At 55.5% G+C, this 15,924-nt stretch carries 16 protein-coding genes; 6 read left to right on the top strand and 10 right to left on the bottom strand.

Annotation, left to right across the window (positions count from 1 at the left end; translation table 11 throughout):
- Positions 1–35: 35 nt before the first annotated feature.
- From fliK to fliF, 6 genes are read right to left on the bottom strand one after another with little or no spacing between them, the layout of a single operon-like run.
- The gene (gene fliK / locus QQF33_RS15520; protein WP_285158105.1) at positions 36–1,259 is read right to left on the bottom strand and encodes a flagellar hook length control protein FliK; all 1,224 of its coding nucleotides are present in this window, start codon (positions 1,257–1,259) and stop codon (positions 36–38) included.
- Positions 1,256–1,699 (bottom strand): flagellar export protein FliJ, encoded by a 444-nt coding sequence (gene fliJ, locus QQF33_RS15515; RefSeq protein WP_282495398.1) that lies wholly within the window; start codon positions 1,697–1,699, stop codon positions 1,256–1,258. Before fliJ ends, fliK begins: the two co-directional genes overlap by 4 nt.
- 21 nt (positions 1,700–1,720) lie before the next feature.
- Positions 1,721–3,091, bottom strand: coding sequence for a flagellar protein export ATPase FliI (gene fliI, locus QQF33_RS15510; protein WP_282495399.1), 1,371 nt, complete (start codon positions 3,089–3,091; stop codon positions 1,721–1,723).
- Entirely contained in the window at positions 3,091–3,804 is a 714-nt protein-coding gene (gene fliH / locus QQF33_RS15505) for a flagellar assembly protein FliH (RefSeq protein WP_282495400.1), read from the bottom strand. Before fliH ends, fliI begins: the two co-directional genes overlap by 1 nt.
- Complete coding sequence (fliG, locus tag QQF33_RS15500; protein ID WP_282495401.1) at positions 3,797–4,792, bottom strand: flagellar motor switch protein FliG; 996 nt, start codon at positions 4,790–4,792, stop codon at positions 3,797–3,799. The genes fliH and fliG overlap by 8 nt, the downstream gene beginning before the upstream one ends.
- Positions 4,785–6,464 (bottom strand): flagellar basal-body MS-ring/collar protein FliF, encoded by a 1,680-nt coding sequence (gene fliF / locus QQF33_RS15495; RefSeq protein WP_282495402.1) that lies wholly within the window; start codon positions 6,462–6,464, stop codon positions 4,785–4,787. The genes fliG and fliF overlap by 8 nt, the downstream gene beginning before the upstream one ends.
- Before the next feature lie 228 nt (positions 6,465–6,692).
- Here fliF and fliE point away from each other — a divergent pair, with 228 nt between their 5' ends.
- Entirely contained in the window at positions 6,693–7,010 is a 318-nt protein-coding gene (gene fliE / locus QQF33_RS15490; RefSeq protein ID WP_282495403.1) for a flagellar hook-basal body complex protein FliE, read from the top strand.
- Between the two features lie 83 nt (positions 7,011–7,093).
- The gene (gene yedD, locus QQF33_RS15485) at positions 7,094–7,507 is read left to right on the top strand and encodes a lipoprotein YedD (protein WP_285144364.1); all 414 of its coding nucleotides are present in this window, start codon (positions 7,094–7,096) and stop codon (positions 7,505–7,507) included.
- 96 nt (positions 7,508–7,603) lie between these two features.
- Here yedD and amyA read toward each other — a convergent pair whose 3' ends face one another.
- Genes amyA through fliD form a run of 4 tightly spaced genes read right to left on the bottom strand, consistent with a single transcriptional unit; the run spans position 7,604 to position 11,390 of the window.
- A complete protein-coding gene (amyA, locus tag QQF33_RS15480; protein WP_285158104.1) occupies positions 7,604–9,091 on the bottom strand; it encodes an alpha-amylase in 1,488 nt (495 codons plus the stop codon).
- A gap of 52 nt (positions 9,092–9,143) precedes the next feature.
- Complete coding sequence (fliT, locus tag QQF33_RS15475) at positions 9,144–9,518, bottom strand: flagella biosynthesis regulatory protein FliT (RefSeq protein ID WP_282495405.1); 375 nt, start codon at positions 9,516–9,518, stop codon at positions 9,144–9,146.
- A complete protein-coding gene (gene fliS / locus QQF33_RS15470; protein ID WP_282495406.1) occupies positions 9,518–9,928 on the bottom strand; it encodes a flagellar export chaperone FliS in 411 nt (136 codons plus the stop codon). The genes fliT and fliS overlap by 1 nt, the downstream gene beginning before the upstream one ends.
- Before the next feature lie 16 nt (positions 9,929–9,944).
- Positions 9,945–11,390, bottom strand: coding sequence for a flagellar filament capping protein FliD (gene fliD / locus QQF33_RS15465; RefSeq protein ID WP_282495407.1), 1,446 nt, complete (start codon positions 11,388–11,390; stop codon positions 9,945–9,947).
- Between the two features lie 387 nt (positions 11,391–11,777).
- Between fliD and QQF33_RS15460 the strand changes: the two genes are divergently transcribed.
- From QQF33_RS15460 to QQF33_RS15445, 4 genes are all read left to right on the top strand, one after another.
- Complete coding sequence (locus QQF33_RS15460; RefSeq protein ID WP_282495408.1) at positions 11,778–12,614, top strand: flagellin N-terminal helical domain-containing protein; 837 nt, start codon at positions 11,778–11,780, stop codon at positions 12,612–12,614.
- 230 nt (positions 12,615–12,844) lie between these two features.
- Complete coding sequence (locus tag QQF33_RS15455) at positions 12,845–13,681, top strand: flagellin N-terminal helical domain-containing protein (RefSeq protein ID WP_282495412.1); 837 nt, start codon at positions 12,845–12,847, stop codon at positions 13,679–13,681.
- Positions 13,682–13,915: 234 nt separating this feature from the next.
- Positions 13,916–14,752 carry a flagellin N-terminal helical domain-containing protein gene (locus QQF33_RS15450; RefSeq protein ID WP_282495410.1) on the top strand — a complete coding sequence of 279 codons (837 nt, stop codon included), beginning with the start codon at positions 13,916–13,918 and terminating at the stop codon, positions 14,750–14,752.
- A gap of 235 nt (positions 14,753–14,987) precedes the next feature.
- A complete protein-coding gene (locus QQF33_RS15445; RefSeq protein ID WP_282495411.1) occupies positions 14,988–15,824 on the top strand; it encodes a flagellin N-terminal helical domain-containing protein in 837 nt (278 codons plus the stop codon).
- The last annotated feature ends 100 nt before the right edge of the window (positions 15,825–15,924 follow it).

Raw genomic sequence — 15,924 nt, 5'->3', positions numbered from 1 at the left:
GGAAAAGACGGAGATAATCACGCTACCTCTGGCGTTTAGGCAAAGATGTCTACGGCGCTGTTGCCACGCGCGGCGGACTGCAGTGCCGCAGGCGTTGCCAGCAGTTCTTCACTTTCGTCGTTAAATCCACCCTGCTGGCCGGAGCGCGAGGCCTGCTGTTGCTGCTGAGAGGACTGCTGCTGTTGGCCTGCGAAGCTTTCACTGCTGATGGTGCTTTGCGCCAGCTGAATGCCATTCTCGGCAAGCGAGGTGCGTAGCATCGGCAGCGCCGCTTCCAGCGCAGCACGTACGCTGCCGTGGGCGGAAACCATCTGCAGCTGTGCCTGGTTATCATCAAGTTTAAGCGAAATTTGCACTTGTCCCAGTTCTTCCGGGTGTAAATGCAGTTCCGCGCTCTGCTGGCCCTGTTTGGTATACAAAGTGACGTGCTGGCTAATCGCCTGCTGCCACTCGTGTGTCCCCAGCGGCTGGCTGATCACCGCCGCAGGTGCCGCAACGGCAGGGGGCGGTGCGCTGATACTGTTCGCCAGAATCGGGGACAAGGTTGCGCTCGATGTCGTCGAAGAGGCGGCGCTGATCGCTTCATGCTTCGCGGCGACCGCTTCCGCCACCGGCGTTAACGGCTGGACGCTGGCCGACAGGGTGGAGCGCTCGGCATCCCCGGTATTGGCCTGCACTTTGCTGTTGATGGCAACATCGGCATTCAACATCGCATTGCGTGATGAAGAGGAGGCGACGCCCGCAGGCTGTGTCGCGATCTCACCGGCGGTGGTCGATGGCGAGATGGCCGCCGTCGCCGTCTGCTGGTGCGGCAGCATCGCCATCAGGGCGCTCAGCCCGGCGAGCTCTTCATCGTTCAGGTCAGTTTTAGTCTCTTCTTTTTGCGCCTGGCCGGTCAGGGCTTTCAGCGCATCGCCGTGGGTGGCAGGCAGCAGGCCCCCCACCAGACCTTCCAGCGGTGCGGTTTTCGCGGCACCGTCGGCGGCGATCTGATCCTGACGCGCCAGCAGAGAGGCGAGTTTGGTCTGAAGGGTGCTATCGCCGTCCTTCAGGATCGCCTCTTTCGACAGCTTGCTGGTGGCAGCTTTCAGGGACGCCAGCGTCAGCGGGGCGTCTTTGCCCTGGCCCTGGCCTGCGGTGTCCGTTAAGGCACCCGCCAGCAGGGAGAGAAAATCTTGTGCGCCCTCGGCGCCTTTACCCGTCTGCGTGCCGCCGGACAGGTCAGGGTCGGTCATCAGCAGTTGTTGCAGTGTGATCATTCCGTTTTCCTCATTGATGCGCGCTGGGCAAACTCATCCATTTTCTTCTGATCGAGGCGGTTTTCGGCAAGCAGGGTCGCGGCGGTCTGTCGATCCTGAAGCGTAGTCCAGGCCTGAAGTCGCTGCTTCTTTTCTCGCCAGAAATTGAGTGCCTTATCGACTTTCTGGTCCCACTGGGTCAGCTGCTGGCGATGCTGTTCGATCGCCTTTTCCAGCGTCTGAATAAACTGCTGATAGTTAATCCAGCGCTGGCTGCCAATGCCCTGTGACATATCGGTATTGAGGTTGGTGCGATATTCGTGCTGATAGTCGATTAACATCGTCAACTGTTCTTCAGCCTGCTGATATCCGCGTCGCATTGCGCCAAGCTGCAGTGCGGCATCATCAACTTCTTTTTCAGCCAGATCTTTTAGCGTCGCTAATGCGCCATGTTGCGCCATGATCTTCGCCCTCCACCTGTGTTACACCTGCGGGAATATCAGATCCAAAGCCTGGAGAGAATCTTCCCAGTCGGCACGTTCAAAAATACCTTGTTGCAAGAACGCCTCCAGCTGAGGCCAAAGCGCAATCGCCTTGTCGAGCATCGGGTCGCTGCCTTTGGCATAGGCCCCGACGCTCACCAGATCGCGGTTACGCTGGAAGCTGGAAAGCAGTTGTTTAAAGTTACGCACGCGGGCGTAATGTTTTTCGCTAATCAGCGCGGTCATCGCACGGCTGATTGAGGCTTCAATGTCGATCGCCGGATAGTGGCCCGCTTCCGCCAGATGACGGGAAAGCACAATGTGACCGTCGAGGATCGCACGCGCCGAGTCGGCAATCGGGTCCTGCTGGTCATCGCCTTCGGTCAGGACCGTATAAAACGCGGTGACCGAACCGCCGCCGCTCACCCCGTTCCCTGCGCGTTCAACCAGCGCAGGCAGTTTGGCAAACACCGACGGCGGATAGCCTTTGGTCGCCGGGGGTTCGCCGATCGCCAGCGCGATTTCACGCTGGGCCATCGCGTAGCGGGTCAGGGAGTCCATAATCAGCAGCACGTGCTGGCCGCGATCGCGAAAATCTTCGGCAATACGGGTCGCATAGGCCGCACCCTGCATACGCAGCAGCGGGGAGACATCCGCCGGAGCGGCGATCACCACCGAACGCGCGCGGCCATCGGCCCCGAGAATGTTCTCGATAAAATCTTTAACTTCGCGGCCACGTTCGCCGATCAGCCCCACGACAATCACGTCGGCTTCGGTGTAACGCGCCATCATCCCGAGCAGTACCGATTTACCGACACCGGAACCGGCGAACAGGCCCATACGCTGCCCGCGACCGACGGTCAGCAGGGCGTTGATTGGGCGCACGCCCGTATCCAGCACGTGTTCGATGGCGGTACGTTGCAGCGGGTTAAACGGCTGAGTGATCAGCGCCCCGGTTTCGGTGGTGTCCGGTGCGGGCAGTCCGTCGAGCGGTTTCCCTGCACCGTCGAGGACACGGCCTAACAGCGCCGGACCGAGGGGTAATTGCTTACCGCTGTGCAGCCCGTCGCCGGAGTTGTTTTTCGCGTACACACGCGCGCCGGGGAGAATGCCTTCCACCTCTTCGAGGGGCATCAAAAACAGGCGCTGGCCGTTGAAGCCGACGACTTCGCTTTCGACTTCGCGCGTTTCGTTCTGGTCCTGGCGTTCAATCACGCAGGTTGCGCCGAGCGGCAGCTGTAAGCCGGTGGCTTCCAGCACCAGCCCGGTGGCACGGGTCAGACGGCCATAACGACGAACAGATGGCAGTTGCGCCATCTTCGTTTCAAAGTTGTCGAGCGTGTTCAGCCAGCGCGTCAGACGGGCGGTCATCAGACAACTCCCGGTGCGGCCAGGCGGCACAGTTCCTGCCAGCGCGTGGCGACGCTGGCGTCCAGATCGCCCTCATCGGCGGAGACTTTACACCCGCCGTGATGAAGCGACGGATCGCCGCGCAGACGCCAGCCGTGCAGGCTCAGCGTGGCGCCCAGCATCTCTTCGACGCGCTGCAGATCGTCCGGATGGACGCGCAGCTGCGGTTTGCCGCTGAACAAAGGTTCTTGTTGCAGCAAGCCCTGAATCTGTTTAATCAGCGCCGAGTTATCCACCACCGGCGTATGACCAATCACCTGGCGTGCCGCTTCGAGCGCCATCTGCATCAGGCGCGAGGCGATGACGCTGTCGAGCGCATCGAGCGTGTTCTGGAACTCGCTCACCAGCTGCTGCATCCGCGCATGGACCGGGGCCTGCTGCTGGCGTGACTCCTCCAGCCCTTTCTCAAGGCCCTGGGCTTTGCCTTCCTCGTAACCCTGCTGATGGCCAAGCTGGCGACCTTCATTCATGCCCGCGTTATAGCCTTGCTCATGCGCCTGCATTTGCAGATGCGCCAACATCTGCGCGCGCTGCTCTTCTTCGCTCAGCTCTGGTACATCTTCGTCTGCGCTCTCTTCGCTGGAGGAGGAGGGCAGCAGGGCAGGCATAAACTCCGCCATCGGCGGGGCCAGATCGTCAGGAGTCCAGCGCTTCCACGGCAACTCCTTAGACATACGCATCGTCTCCGCCGCCAATCACCATCTCGCCGGTTTCGGCCAGACGACGTACGATAAGCAGGATCGCTTTCTGTTCGTTTTCCACCTGAGACAGACGAACCGGGCCACGGTTGGCAAGGTCGTCGCGCAGGATATCCGCCGCACGCTGAGACATGTTGCGCAGGAATTTCTCGCGCAGCGGCTGCTCGGCCCCCTTGAGGGCGATAAGCAGGGATTCGGAATCCACTTCCTGGAGCAGGCGCTGGACGCTGCGATCGTCGACTTCGACCAGGTTTTCGAACAGGAACATCTCGTCGATAATTTTTTGTGCCAGCTCGCCGTCGAACTCGCGCACCGCCGACATAACGGCCTCTTCCTGCTGGGATTTCATCAGGTTGATAATTTCGGCTGCGGTTCTCACGCCGCCCATTTTGCTGCGCTTGAGGTTCTGGCCGTCGAGCAGGCCGTTCAGCACTTCGGTCAGCTCCGCCAGCGCCGCCGGCTGGACGCCGCCGAAGGTGGCGATACGCAGCATCACGTCGTGACGCAGACGTTCGTCGAACAGCGCCAGAATATCTGCCGCCTGGCTGCGTTTGAGGTGCACCAGGATGGTGGCGATGATCTGTGGGTGCTCGTCGCGAATAAGGTCCGCGGCACTCTGCGGCTCCATAAAGTTGAGCGTTTCGATGCCGCTGGCGGTATCGCGTGTTTCCAGAATATCTTCCAGCAGGCTGGCAGCACGCTCTTCGCCCAGGGCTTTGACCAGGACCGAACGCAGGTAGTCGTTGGCGTTGACGTTCAGCGCCGCGAACTGTTCCGCTTCCTGCTCAAACTCGGCCAGCACTTCCGTCAGCTGCTGGTTGGAGATCTGACGCACGTTCGCCATCGCCGCACTGAGGATCTGAACTTCGCGCTGGGAGAGGTGTTTGAACACCTCCGCCGCACGATCTTCACCGATGGTCATCAGCAGGATGACGCTTTTATCTTTACCGCTAAGGTTACTCATCTTCGTTACCCATCCACTGGCGGATCACCAGCGCGACGACGCGTGGATCGTTATCAGACATTTCGCGAATACGCTGGCTCATGACCTCAGCGCCCATGCGCTGGTTGGCGCGGCGTTGCTGCAGCTGTTCGTCACGGCTCAGGCGAACTTCAACGGCTTCCTGAGTTTCCTGACGAACGCTCATGTTCTCTTGTTCAGCTTTCAGCACTTCCGCACGGCGGTTAAGCTGTGGACGGATGGCTTTACGCCAGATAATCCAGGCAACAATCAAGACCAGTAACCAGCGGCCTGCGGACATCAGCTGGTCGATGAACGACTGCTGTTGCCAGAATGGCAGCTCACCACCGGATTCGTCAGTGACGGTGAACGGAGAGTTGACCACGTTCAGGGTGTCACCGCGTTTTTCGGAGTAGCCCATCGCTTCACGGGTCAGGTCTTCGATCTGCTTCATCTGATCGGTGGTCAGCGGCAGCGGTTTTCCGTCCGGCAGCGTTTTGTAGTTCACGACCACGGCAACGGAGAGACGCTGCACGTCGCCCACGTTCATCTTGGTGTGACGGATGGTGCGATCCACTTCGTAGTTCGTGGTCTCGTTACGGCTCGAGTTGCGTGGACCGGTGTTTGCCGCCGCCGTCGAGGTGGTCTGCGCCGCATTCTGCTGGCCGTTCTGCTGATTCGCCGGAGGCGTCGAAATCGGCGCAGTGTTAGCCGGGGCAGGGGTGTTCGACAGCGCACCCGGAACGCCGCCCGGATTCTGTCCGCCGATCTGATCGGTGGTGTTCAGCTGACGCGAACGCATAACCGCCTGAGACGCATCGCCGTTCGGGCTGTACTGCTCTTCGGTTTGTTCTTTATTCGCAAAGTCGATCTGTGCGGTGACCTGAGCGTGGACGTTGCCGTTACCCACGATAGGACCGAGGATCGCTTCGATGCGACGCTGGACGCGGCTTTCCACGTCGGTCGCATATTTCAGCTGCGCGTCATTCAGATCGCGGCTGCTGGTGTTGGACTGAGTCAGCAGGTGACCGCTCTGATCCACCACGGTGACGTTACCCGGCGGCAGGCCAGCAACGGCGCTGGAGACCAGGTGGGTGATCGCGCTGATCTGGCCTTCGTCCAGCGCACGGCCAGGTTCTAGATTCACGGTCACTGACGCCGTCGGCGATTTTTGTTCGCGCACGAACAGGGACGGTTTTGGCATCGCCAGATGCACGCGGGCGGTTTTCACCGGGCCAAGCGTTTCGATAGTGCGGGCCAGTTCGCCTTCCAGCGCGCGCTGGTAGTTGATCTGCTCGCTAAACTGGCTGATACCGAACTTTTCCTGATCCAGCAGTTCAAACCCAACCGCGCCGCCTTTAGGCAGACCTTGCTGGGCGAGGCGCAGGCGCAGTTCGTGGACTTTATCCGCAGGCACTTCCAGCACCCCGTTATCCGCAAAGCGGTAAGGGATGTTCATCTGGGTCAGTTGGGTGACGATAGCCCCGCCGTCCTGATCGGACAGGTTGCTATAAAGGGTGCGATAGTCCGGGCTTTTCGCCCACAGGACCATCGCCACGAGAATCGCAATAGCGGCAGCGCCGGCTACGATCAACGGAATTTTAGGGTTCGCACGCAGGCGGTTCATCCACTCAAGCGATTTGTTTTGCGGTGCTGCAGATGCTGTCGCAGTCATAGCGCACCTCGTGGCTCGTGGTGGATGATGTTATTCGTGTAGTGAAACAAAACTAACTCCCGGGTCGGCAAACACGACAAAAGTTCCATATATATGGCCGAGCTATTATTTGATGAATCCGGATTTTCGATTCGTCAAATAACCTGGTTTTTTGTCGCTATTTACCGCCATTATCCCATTGACAAGGTGCTAGTCTTGTCCTCGTAAAAAACCATCCAGGGGAGAGTCATGGCAATACAAGGCATTGAAGGGGTGATCAGCCAGCTGCAGGCAACGGCGATGACGGCCCGTAATCAGGACGTTTCGGCGGACACGCAATCGACGGTCAGCTTTGCAGGGCAGCTGCACGCCGCGCTCGATCGCATCAGCGACACGCAAAACGCTGCGCGCGCAGAGGCAGAGAAGTTCACCCTCGGCGAACCCGGTGTGGCGCTGAACGATGTGATGACCGATTTGCAAAAATCATCGGTTTCTCTGCAGATGGGGATTCAGGTGCGTAATAAGCTGGTGACGGCTTATCAGGAAGTGATGAACATGCAGGTGTAGTCCCTTTAACGATTGTTATCTTACGCTGGAAGCTTTAACGCTTTAATGCCACAATATTTTTTTCTTCGCAGGCGGGAAAGATGATGAAAAAAAGTATTGTGGTTGGCGCGCTGCTGGCGTTAACCGGTTGTGTGCAGGTCGATAATTATCAGGATGTCATCAAGCATCCAGTCCCTGCTCATCTGGCGGGTTACTGGCAGTCTCACGGACCGCAAAGCAAAATGGTCAGCCCGGAAGCGATTGCGACGCTGGTGGTGACAGAGCAGGGGGATACCCTGGATTGTCGTCAGTGGCAGCGCGTGGTGGCGGTGCCGGGTAAAATCATGCTGCGGTCTGACAGTTATTACAACGTGACCCGCAAGCTGGATATCTATCCGCTCGAACTTGATGGCAACACGCTGGAATATGACGGCATGGAACTGCAGCGCGTCGACCGTCCGACGGTGGAGTGCGCTGATTACCTGAGCAAGAACCCGCTTGAGAGTGCGGTGAAGTAAGGTTTTTTTTGCCGGGTGGCGGCTACGCCTTACCCGGCCTACGGTCCGATTTTGTAGGCCGGGTAAGCGCCAGCGCCACCCGGCACAACCCCCCAACTACAACACTTCCTCCATCACCCAGATACTCACGCTCCCGCCTTTGCAGGTGAACGTCCCTTCGCCGTCGGCGGCCGTGGTGACACTCTCTTCCCGGTTGCCGAGAAAATCACGCCAGCTCTTGTTGCCGTAATTCTCCCCGAGACACAGCACTTTTTCGCCGTCGTCCCCGTTGGACATCACCACCACGCAGCCCGGATCTTCATCGGTACCGCTGCGGCTGAAGGCAATACAGTTGGGATGATCGAACCACAGCGTCTGCACGCCGTGGGCGAAACGCTGGCGGGCGAGGATCAGCTCGTGGAGCTGCTCGATAACCGGCATCACGATAGGATAAGTTTCCCCGTCGCCGCCGGTATCTTCATAGCTCGCGCCAAACAGATCCGGATAGAACACGCTCGGCACGCCGTTTTCGCGCAGCAAAATCAGGGCATATGCCAGCGGTTTAAACCAGGCTTCGACCGGTGCTTCCAGCGCCTGCAAGGGCTGGGTGTCGTGGTTGGCGACCAGCGTCACGGCATGGAACGGATCCGCCTCCACCAACGTACCGGTGAAGATCTGACTCATGTCGTAGTCGCGGCCCTGGCGGGAGGCTTCGTGGAATTTCATCTGCAGCGGGGCGTCGAAGAGCATGGTTTTGCCCTCGACCTGCTCGATGTATTGCTGGAGTTTATCAACTTCGTGGGACCAGTATTCCGCCACGATAAATAGCGGTTTGGGTGCCACTTCCTGCACGTGTTCAATCCACTCTTTATAGAACCAGGCCGGAATATGCTTCACCGCATCGAGACGAAAACCGTCGCAATGGGTTTGCTCCATCACCCAGCGCGCCCAGTATTTCAGCTCCTCCGTCACCGCGTGATTGCGAAAATCGATGTTTTCGCCCATCAGGTAATCGAAATTGCCCATCTCGTCGTCGACCTGATCGTTCCAGCCGTCGCCGGTGTAATCATTGACGATTTTGAAAATGCTGTCTTCGTTGGGGTTTTCAATATGGTCGATGCCGCTAAAGCATTTGAAATCCCAGATAAACTCGGAGTATTTCCCGCCCCGGACGGGGAAGGTGTAGCGGGTCCAGGCTTCGCATTCGATGATCTCATCATCAATCTGCGTCCGGTCCTGCTCATTCACTCTCTGCACGCGGATCGACTCTTTCTCATCCGCGCCCATTTTGTGGTTCACTACCACGTCCAGCAGTACGGCGATCTCATTGCTTTTTAAGGCGTTGATAGCCTCCAGCAGCTGCGCTTTATCGCCGTATTTGGTGGCGACAGACCCTTTTTGATCAAACTCACCGAGATCGAACAGATCGTAAGAGTCATATCCGACGGAATACCCGCCCGATGCCCCTTTGTAAGCCGGGGGCAGCCAGATCATGTTGATGCCGATTTCGTTGAGATTGGGGGCCAGCGCCGTCACTTCCCGCCACAGCTCGCCGCCAGTGGGGTAATACCAGTGAAAACATTGTAACAGAGTGGGGTTTTTCATCTTCCGTGCTCCAGAAGCCGTTAGGCTGACTTCTGGAGTATGGATGATGAAATCATAGTTGGTTATCGCGAGTCAGACTTTCTGGATAAAGAATATTTCCGGAAAGCTTGCCATAGGCCGAAGTTATGGACTGTTGTTTCGTCGTTTGGTCGATGAGATTACGCAGCTCATCCATGCGGATAGCCAGCAGCTCTTTTAGCTCTTTCTCATTTTTCAGCACCATCTCTAACAGGTATCGCGCCTGTTCAATCTGGGCCGCATGAGCAGATGGTATAGAATTCTGCGAGATGCGTTCAACCAACTGCACATAGGAGATTTCGTGGGCGATGAGCTCATCCCACTGGCCGGAATGAGCAAGTTTTAACATCGCCAGGCTAAGGCTGTGCAGGGCCTGCCAGTCGTTAAGAGCGGTGCTGGGATTCGTCATCAAAATTTATCCTGGAGAGAGGAAACGGTCGGGCCTATCTGTTTCCACGCATCCGCAATGTTATTTAATATACCCTCGATCTCGACAATGGCCTCGACGTCATTACGCAGGTTAGCGTGTAACAGACGTCGAACCATGTAGTCGTACAGTGCAGCGAGGTTGCCAGGCAACTCGCTATCAACCTCCATGTTCAGTCCCGCTTTTAAGCCATTATCGATAATGTTGATCGCTTTCGATAAGGCTTCACCTTTCTCGGCAATTTTCCCCTCTTCGAGGAAAAGCCGGGCGCGAACCAGGGCACTAAGTGCCCCGTCGAAAAGCATGACCACAAGCTGATGCGGAGTTGCGCTCAGAACCGCGCTCTCCAGCCCGACCTGCTGATAGGCTCGGGCGCCGTTTTGTGCATACATATACGTTCCTTAACCGCTAAGAACTAAATTGCTTGGTGAGGTAAGCGGCGGTGTTATTCAGCTTGCTCATCATGGTGTCCAGGTTAGTGAACTGACTTTTATAACGCGCCATGGTGGCATCAATACTGGCTTCCATCGCGGTGTAGCGCTGATCCAGAGACTTCAGCGTACTGTTGATCCCGTCGGTGGCGTTCTTGATGATCCCTTCTTTACCGGTTGTGGTGCTGAGCATCCCGGTGAGTACCGTCGACATCTGCGTCGCCAGACCGGTCTTTTTACCGTCGCCCACGAAGTAGGCCTGTACGGCATCCGGGCTTTCACTCAGCACTTTGGTCAGTTTGGCGTCGTCGACTTTCAGGTTGCCCATGGAGCCATCGGCACCCACGGTTGGATCCTGCGTCACGCCCAGCTGAGCCATAATCGAGAACGCCCCGTCCTGTACGTTGGTCAGCAGGCTGCGCAGCTGTGACTGTACGGAACGCACGGTGTTGTCACCCAGCAGCGCACCATTGCTGGTGGACTGATCGGCACCGGCATCCACTTTCACGTACTTGGTGACCGTGGCGATGGTGGACTGCAGGGCGTTATAGGAGGTGACCCAGTCGTTTACCGCTTTTTTGGTGGCATCGGTAGAGCGGGTGACATCCAGATTTTCACTCTTGGTGCTTTCTGCTTTCAGGCTTAAGGTCACGCCCGGCAGCGCATCGCTGATGGTGTTGGTTGAACGCTCGATTTCGATGTCGTTCACCACCACTTTGGCGTTTTGCGAAGCCGTTTGCTGATTCATGGCACCGGTGTGGGTGGATGAATCAAAACCAATGATGTTCTGAAGCGCATCATCGCCGGTCACGGAGACCGTCATGTCGTTCGCGGTGCCGGTGGTTTTTGATGCCAGCATCAGCGTAAACGCACCGTCTTTGGCTTTAACGACCGTTGCGTTGACGCCGCCATTCGCTTTGTTGATCGCGTTAGCGATGCCGCTCAGGCTGGTGTCACCGTCTTCCAGCGTTACGCTGATCGGCTTATCAATGCCTGGCTGAGAAATTGTCAGAGTACGCGTGGTACCTGTGGTGCTCCCCAGCTGTGCGGTGGAGCTGGTCTGGCTGTCAGTGGTCAATACCTGTGCTTTAGCCAGCGCTTTAACCTGTACCGAATACGAACCCACTGCCGCACCTGCCGTGGTGGTGGCGCTGAACGCGGTATTGGTCGAACCAATGGTGGCGGCGTTCCAGGTATCGTTCTTGGCCAGAGCCGCAGTCGCGGTGTTCAGGTTCTGCATCGCGCTTTGCAGTTTACTAAAGGCACTCAGCTGCGCATTAAAGGAAGACTGCTGCGTGGTAATGGTATTGAGCTTCGTTTTTTCCGCTGTCTCAAGGTTCGTGTACAGCGAACTCAGGTCCAGTCCAGAGCCGACCCCCATGCTGGTTATCGTCGCCCCTGAGGTAGTGATTGTACTTGCCATTAATTCATTTCCTTTAGCCAATGGTAGTTTCAGATACTTATCGGCGACTTCTGGAGATAGTTTACGTTTTAGTTAAAAAAATTATCGACGGAATAACGCACAACGATGCGGTCATATGCCTCTATTGCGGTCTGGAGGTATAAAGAAGGGAAGGGCAAGAGAGTTAAGCGTGGATTAATAATTTAGCTTAGTACACCTGTTGAATTAACATCTGAAGAGAATGATGAGGCATTTACAGGATTTAAAACACATTAAATACAAAGGGTTAAATTTTTTCTGACTTAAGTTCTAAAGTCTTATTCAGACCCGTCGATAACCTTCATAACGCTGAGAGACGCCGTGAGTCACCGGCACTTACTCATATCACTATATTGAAGGAATCGAACCATGGCCGTTATTAATACCAACCTGCTGTCCCTGACCACTCAGAACAACCTGAACAAATCTCAGTCTTCTCTGGGCACCGCTATCGAGCGTCTTTCTTCTGGTCTGCGTATCAACAGCTCTAAAGACGATGCTGCTGGTCAGGCGATTGCTAACCGTATGACCTCTCAGGTTAAAGGCATGACTCAGGCGGCACGTAACGCCAACGACGGTATCTCCCTGGTGCAGACCGCGGAAGGTAACCTGAACGAGATCAACACCAACTTACAGCGTATCCGTGAGCTGGCCGTACAGGCCGCGAACGACACCAACGGCACAACTGACCTGGACTCCATCAACACGGAAATCACCCAGCGTCTGTCTGAAATTGACCGTATCGCCGGTGGCGCAAACTTCAACGGCAAAAACCTGCTGAACGGTTCTGTATCTACCGCGCTGAAAATCCAGGTTGGCGCAGGTGTTTCTTCTAACGACACCATCGCGATCGACAGCTCTGCGCTGATCAACGCCACTTCCGGTTCTCTGAGCACTACCCTGAGCACCACCATCGCGGGCAACTCCTCTGCACAGACCGTCATCTCTGCTGCTGACGCCGCGATCGCGAAGATCGATACCGCACGTTCTAACATGGGTGCGATTCAGAACCGTTTCGAGTCCACCATCAACAACCTGAACAACTCTATCAACAACCTGTCTGCGGCCCAGTCTCGTATCCAGGATGCTGACTACGCGACCGAAGTGTCCAACATGTCCCGCTCGCAGATCCTGCAGCAGGCTGGTACTTCTGTGCTGTCTCAGGCGAACCAGGTTCCTCAGGCGATGTTGTCCCTGCTGCGTTAATTTCGCAGAATTCTTAAGAAAGGGTTGCTGGAAACAGCGGCCCTTTTTTTATCGTTTTTCACCAGTCTCAGTGCCGCTCATTTTTGTCAGAGAAGTCCGCCCCTGATAGCGATCTATTTTTAGCGAAAGATCTAAAGTCTTTCTCCAGTTCGTCGATAACCTTAATAACGCTGAGAGCTGCCGTGAGTGACCGGTACCGACTCATAACACTACATTAAAGGAATCGAACCATGGCCGTTATTAATACCAACCTGCTGTCCCTGACCACTCAGAACAACCTGAACAAATCTCAGTCTTCTCTGGGCACTGCTATTGAGCGTCTGTCTTCTGGTCTGCGCATCAACAGCTCTAAAGACGATGCAGCGGGTCAGGCGATTGCAAACCGTATGACCTCTCAGGTTAAAGGCATGACTCAGGCGGCGCGTAACGCCAACGACGGTATCTCCCTGGTGCAGACCGCGGAAGGTAACCTGAACGAGATCAACACCAACTTACAGCGTATCCGTGAGCTGGCCGTACAGGCCGCTAACGACACCAACGGCACAACTGACCTGGACTCCATCAACACGGAAATCACCCAGCGTCTGTCTGAAATCGACCGTATCGCTGGCGGCGCGAACTTCAACGGCAAAAACCTGCTGAACGGCTCTGTGTCTACCGCGCTGAAAATCCAGGTGGGCGCAGGTGTTTCTTCTAACGACACCATCGCGATTGACAGCTCTGCGCTGATCAACGCCACTTCCGGTACTCTGAGCTCCACCCTGAGCACCTCTATCGCAGGCAACTCCTCTGCACAGACCGTGATCTCTGCTGCTGACGCCGCGATTGCGAAAATCGATACCGCACGTTCTAACATGGGTGCGATTCAGAACCGTTTCGAATCTACCATCAACAACCTGAACAACTCCATCAACAACCTGTCTGCGGCACAGTCCCGTATTCAGGATGCTGACTACGCAACCGAAGTGTCCAACATGTCCCGCTCGCAGATCCTGCAGCAGGCTGGTACTTCTGTGCTGTCTCAGGCGAACCAGGTTCCTCAGGCGATGCTCTCCCTGCTGCGTTAATTTCGCAAAAATATCGAAAAGGGTTGCTGGAAACAGCAGCCCTTTTTTTTGCCTGCGGTTTTTTATTAATTTAGGTGAAATTAATTTTTATTAGGGAAATAAAAAGATGGGGCGGATCTATTTTTAGTGAAATAGCTAAAGTCTTTCCCTTATTCGTCGATAACCTTAATAACGGTGAGCGATACCGCAGGTGCCTGGCACTGACTTTTAAAACTTATTTGAAGGAATTCAATCATGGCAGTTATTAATACCAACCTGTTGTCCCTGACCACTCAGAACAACCTGAACAAATCACAGTCTTCTCTGGGCACTGCTATTGAGCGTCTGTCTTCTGGTCTGCGCATCAACAGCTCTAAAGACGATGCAGCGGGTCAGGCGATTGCTAACCGTATGACCTCCCAGGTTAAAGGTATGACTCAGGCGGCGCGTAACGCCAACGACGGTATCTCCCTGGTGCAGACCGCGGAAGGTAACCTGAACGAGATCAACACCAACTTACAGCGTATCCGTGAACTGGCCGTGCAGGCCGCGAACGACACCAACGGCACGACTGACCTGGACTCCATCAACACGGAAATCACCCAGCGTCTGTCTGAAATCGACCGTATCGCTGGCGGCGCAAACTTCAACGGCAAAAACCTGCTGAACGGCTCTGTGTCTACCTCCCTGAAAATTCAGGTGGGTGCAGGTGTTTCTTCTAACGACACTATCGCAATTGACAGCACTGCGCTGATCAACGCCACTTCCGGTTCTCTGAGCACCACCCTGAGCACCACTATCGCGGGCAACTCCACGGCTCAGACCGTTATTTCCGCAGCTGACGCCGCTATCGCGAAAATCGATACCGCACGTTCTAATATGGGTGCGATTCAGAACCGTTTCGAATCAACCATCAACAACCTGAATAACTCCATCAACAACCTGTCTGCGGCACAGTCCCGCGTACAGGACGCTGACTACGCGACCGAAGTGTCTAACATGTCCCGCTCGCAGATCCTGCAGCAGGCCGGTACGTCTGTTCTGTCCCAGGCGAACCAGGTTCCTCAGGCGATGCTCTCTCTGCTGCGTTAATTTCGCAGAAATATCCAAAAGGGTTGCTGGAAACAGCAATCCTTTTTTTTTGCATATTATTTATTAATAAGTTCGGTGAATCTAATTTTTATTAAGTAAATAAACCCAGGAGGGCGAATTATTTTTAGCGAAATATCTAAAGTCTTCCCTTAATACGTCGATAATCTTAATAACGGTGAGAGACGCCGCGAGTGCCTGGCACTGACTTATAAAACTAAATTGAAGGAATTTAATCATGGCAGTTATCAATACAAACCTGTTGTCCCTGACCACTCAGAACAACCTGAACAAATCTCAGTCTTCTCTGGGTACCGCTATCGAGCGTCTGTCTTCTGGTCTGCGCATCAACAGCTCTAAAGACGATGCAGCGGGTCAGGCGATTGCTAACCGTATGACCTCCCAGGTTAAAGGTATGACTCAGGCGGCGCGTAACGCCAACGACGGTATCTCCCTGGTGCAGACCGCGGAAGGTAACCTGAACGAGATCAACACCAACTTACAGCGTATCCGTGAACTGGCCGTACAGGCCGCGAACGACACCAACGGCTCAACCGACCTGGACTCCATCAACACGGAAATCACCCAGCGTCTGTCTGAAATTGACCGTATCGCTGGCGGCGCGAACTTCAACGGCAAAAACCTGCTGAACGGTTCTGTGTCTACTTCCCTGAAAATTCAGGTAGGTGCGGGTGTTTCTTCTAACGATACCATCGCGATTGACAGCACTGCGCTGATCAACGCCACTTCCGGTACCCTGAGCTCCACTCTGAGCACGGCGATCAGCAACAACGCCTCAGCACAGACCGTGATCTCTGCCGCTGACGCCGCTATCGCGAAAATCGATACCGCACGTTCTAACATGGGTGCGATTCAGAACCGTTTCGAATCAACCATCAATAACCTGAATAACTCCATCAACAACCTGTCTGCCGCACAGTCCCGCGTACAGGATGCTGACTACGCGACCGAAGTGTCCAACATGTCCCGCTCGCAGATCCTGCAGCAGGCTGGTACTTCTGTCCTGTCTCAGGCGAACCAGGTTCCTCAGGCGATGCTGTCCCTGCTGCGTTAATTTCGCAGAAAGAACAAAGGGGTTGCTGGAAACAGCAGCCCTTTTTTAGGTCTGCGGGACTTCGATCTTTTTTTTACAAAATATCTAAAGTCTTAGTTCA

Origin of the sequence: Lelliottia wanjuensis, assembly GCF_030238365.1 — a bacterium.
In the GTDB taxonomy this organism is placed as follows: domain Bacteria; phylum Pseudomonadota; class Gammaproteobacteria; order Enterobacterales; family Enterobacteriaceae; genus Enterobacter; species Enterobacter wanjuensis.
This window is presented reverse-complemented; position numbering and strand designations above follow the sequence as displayed.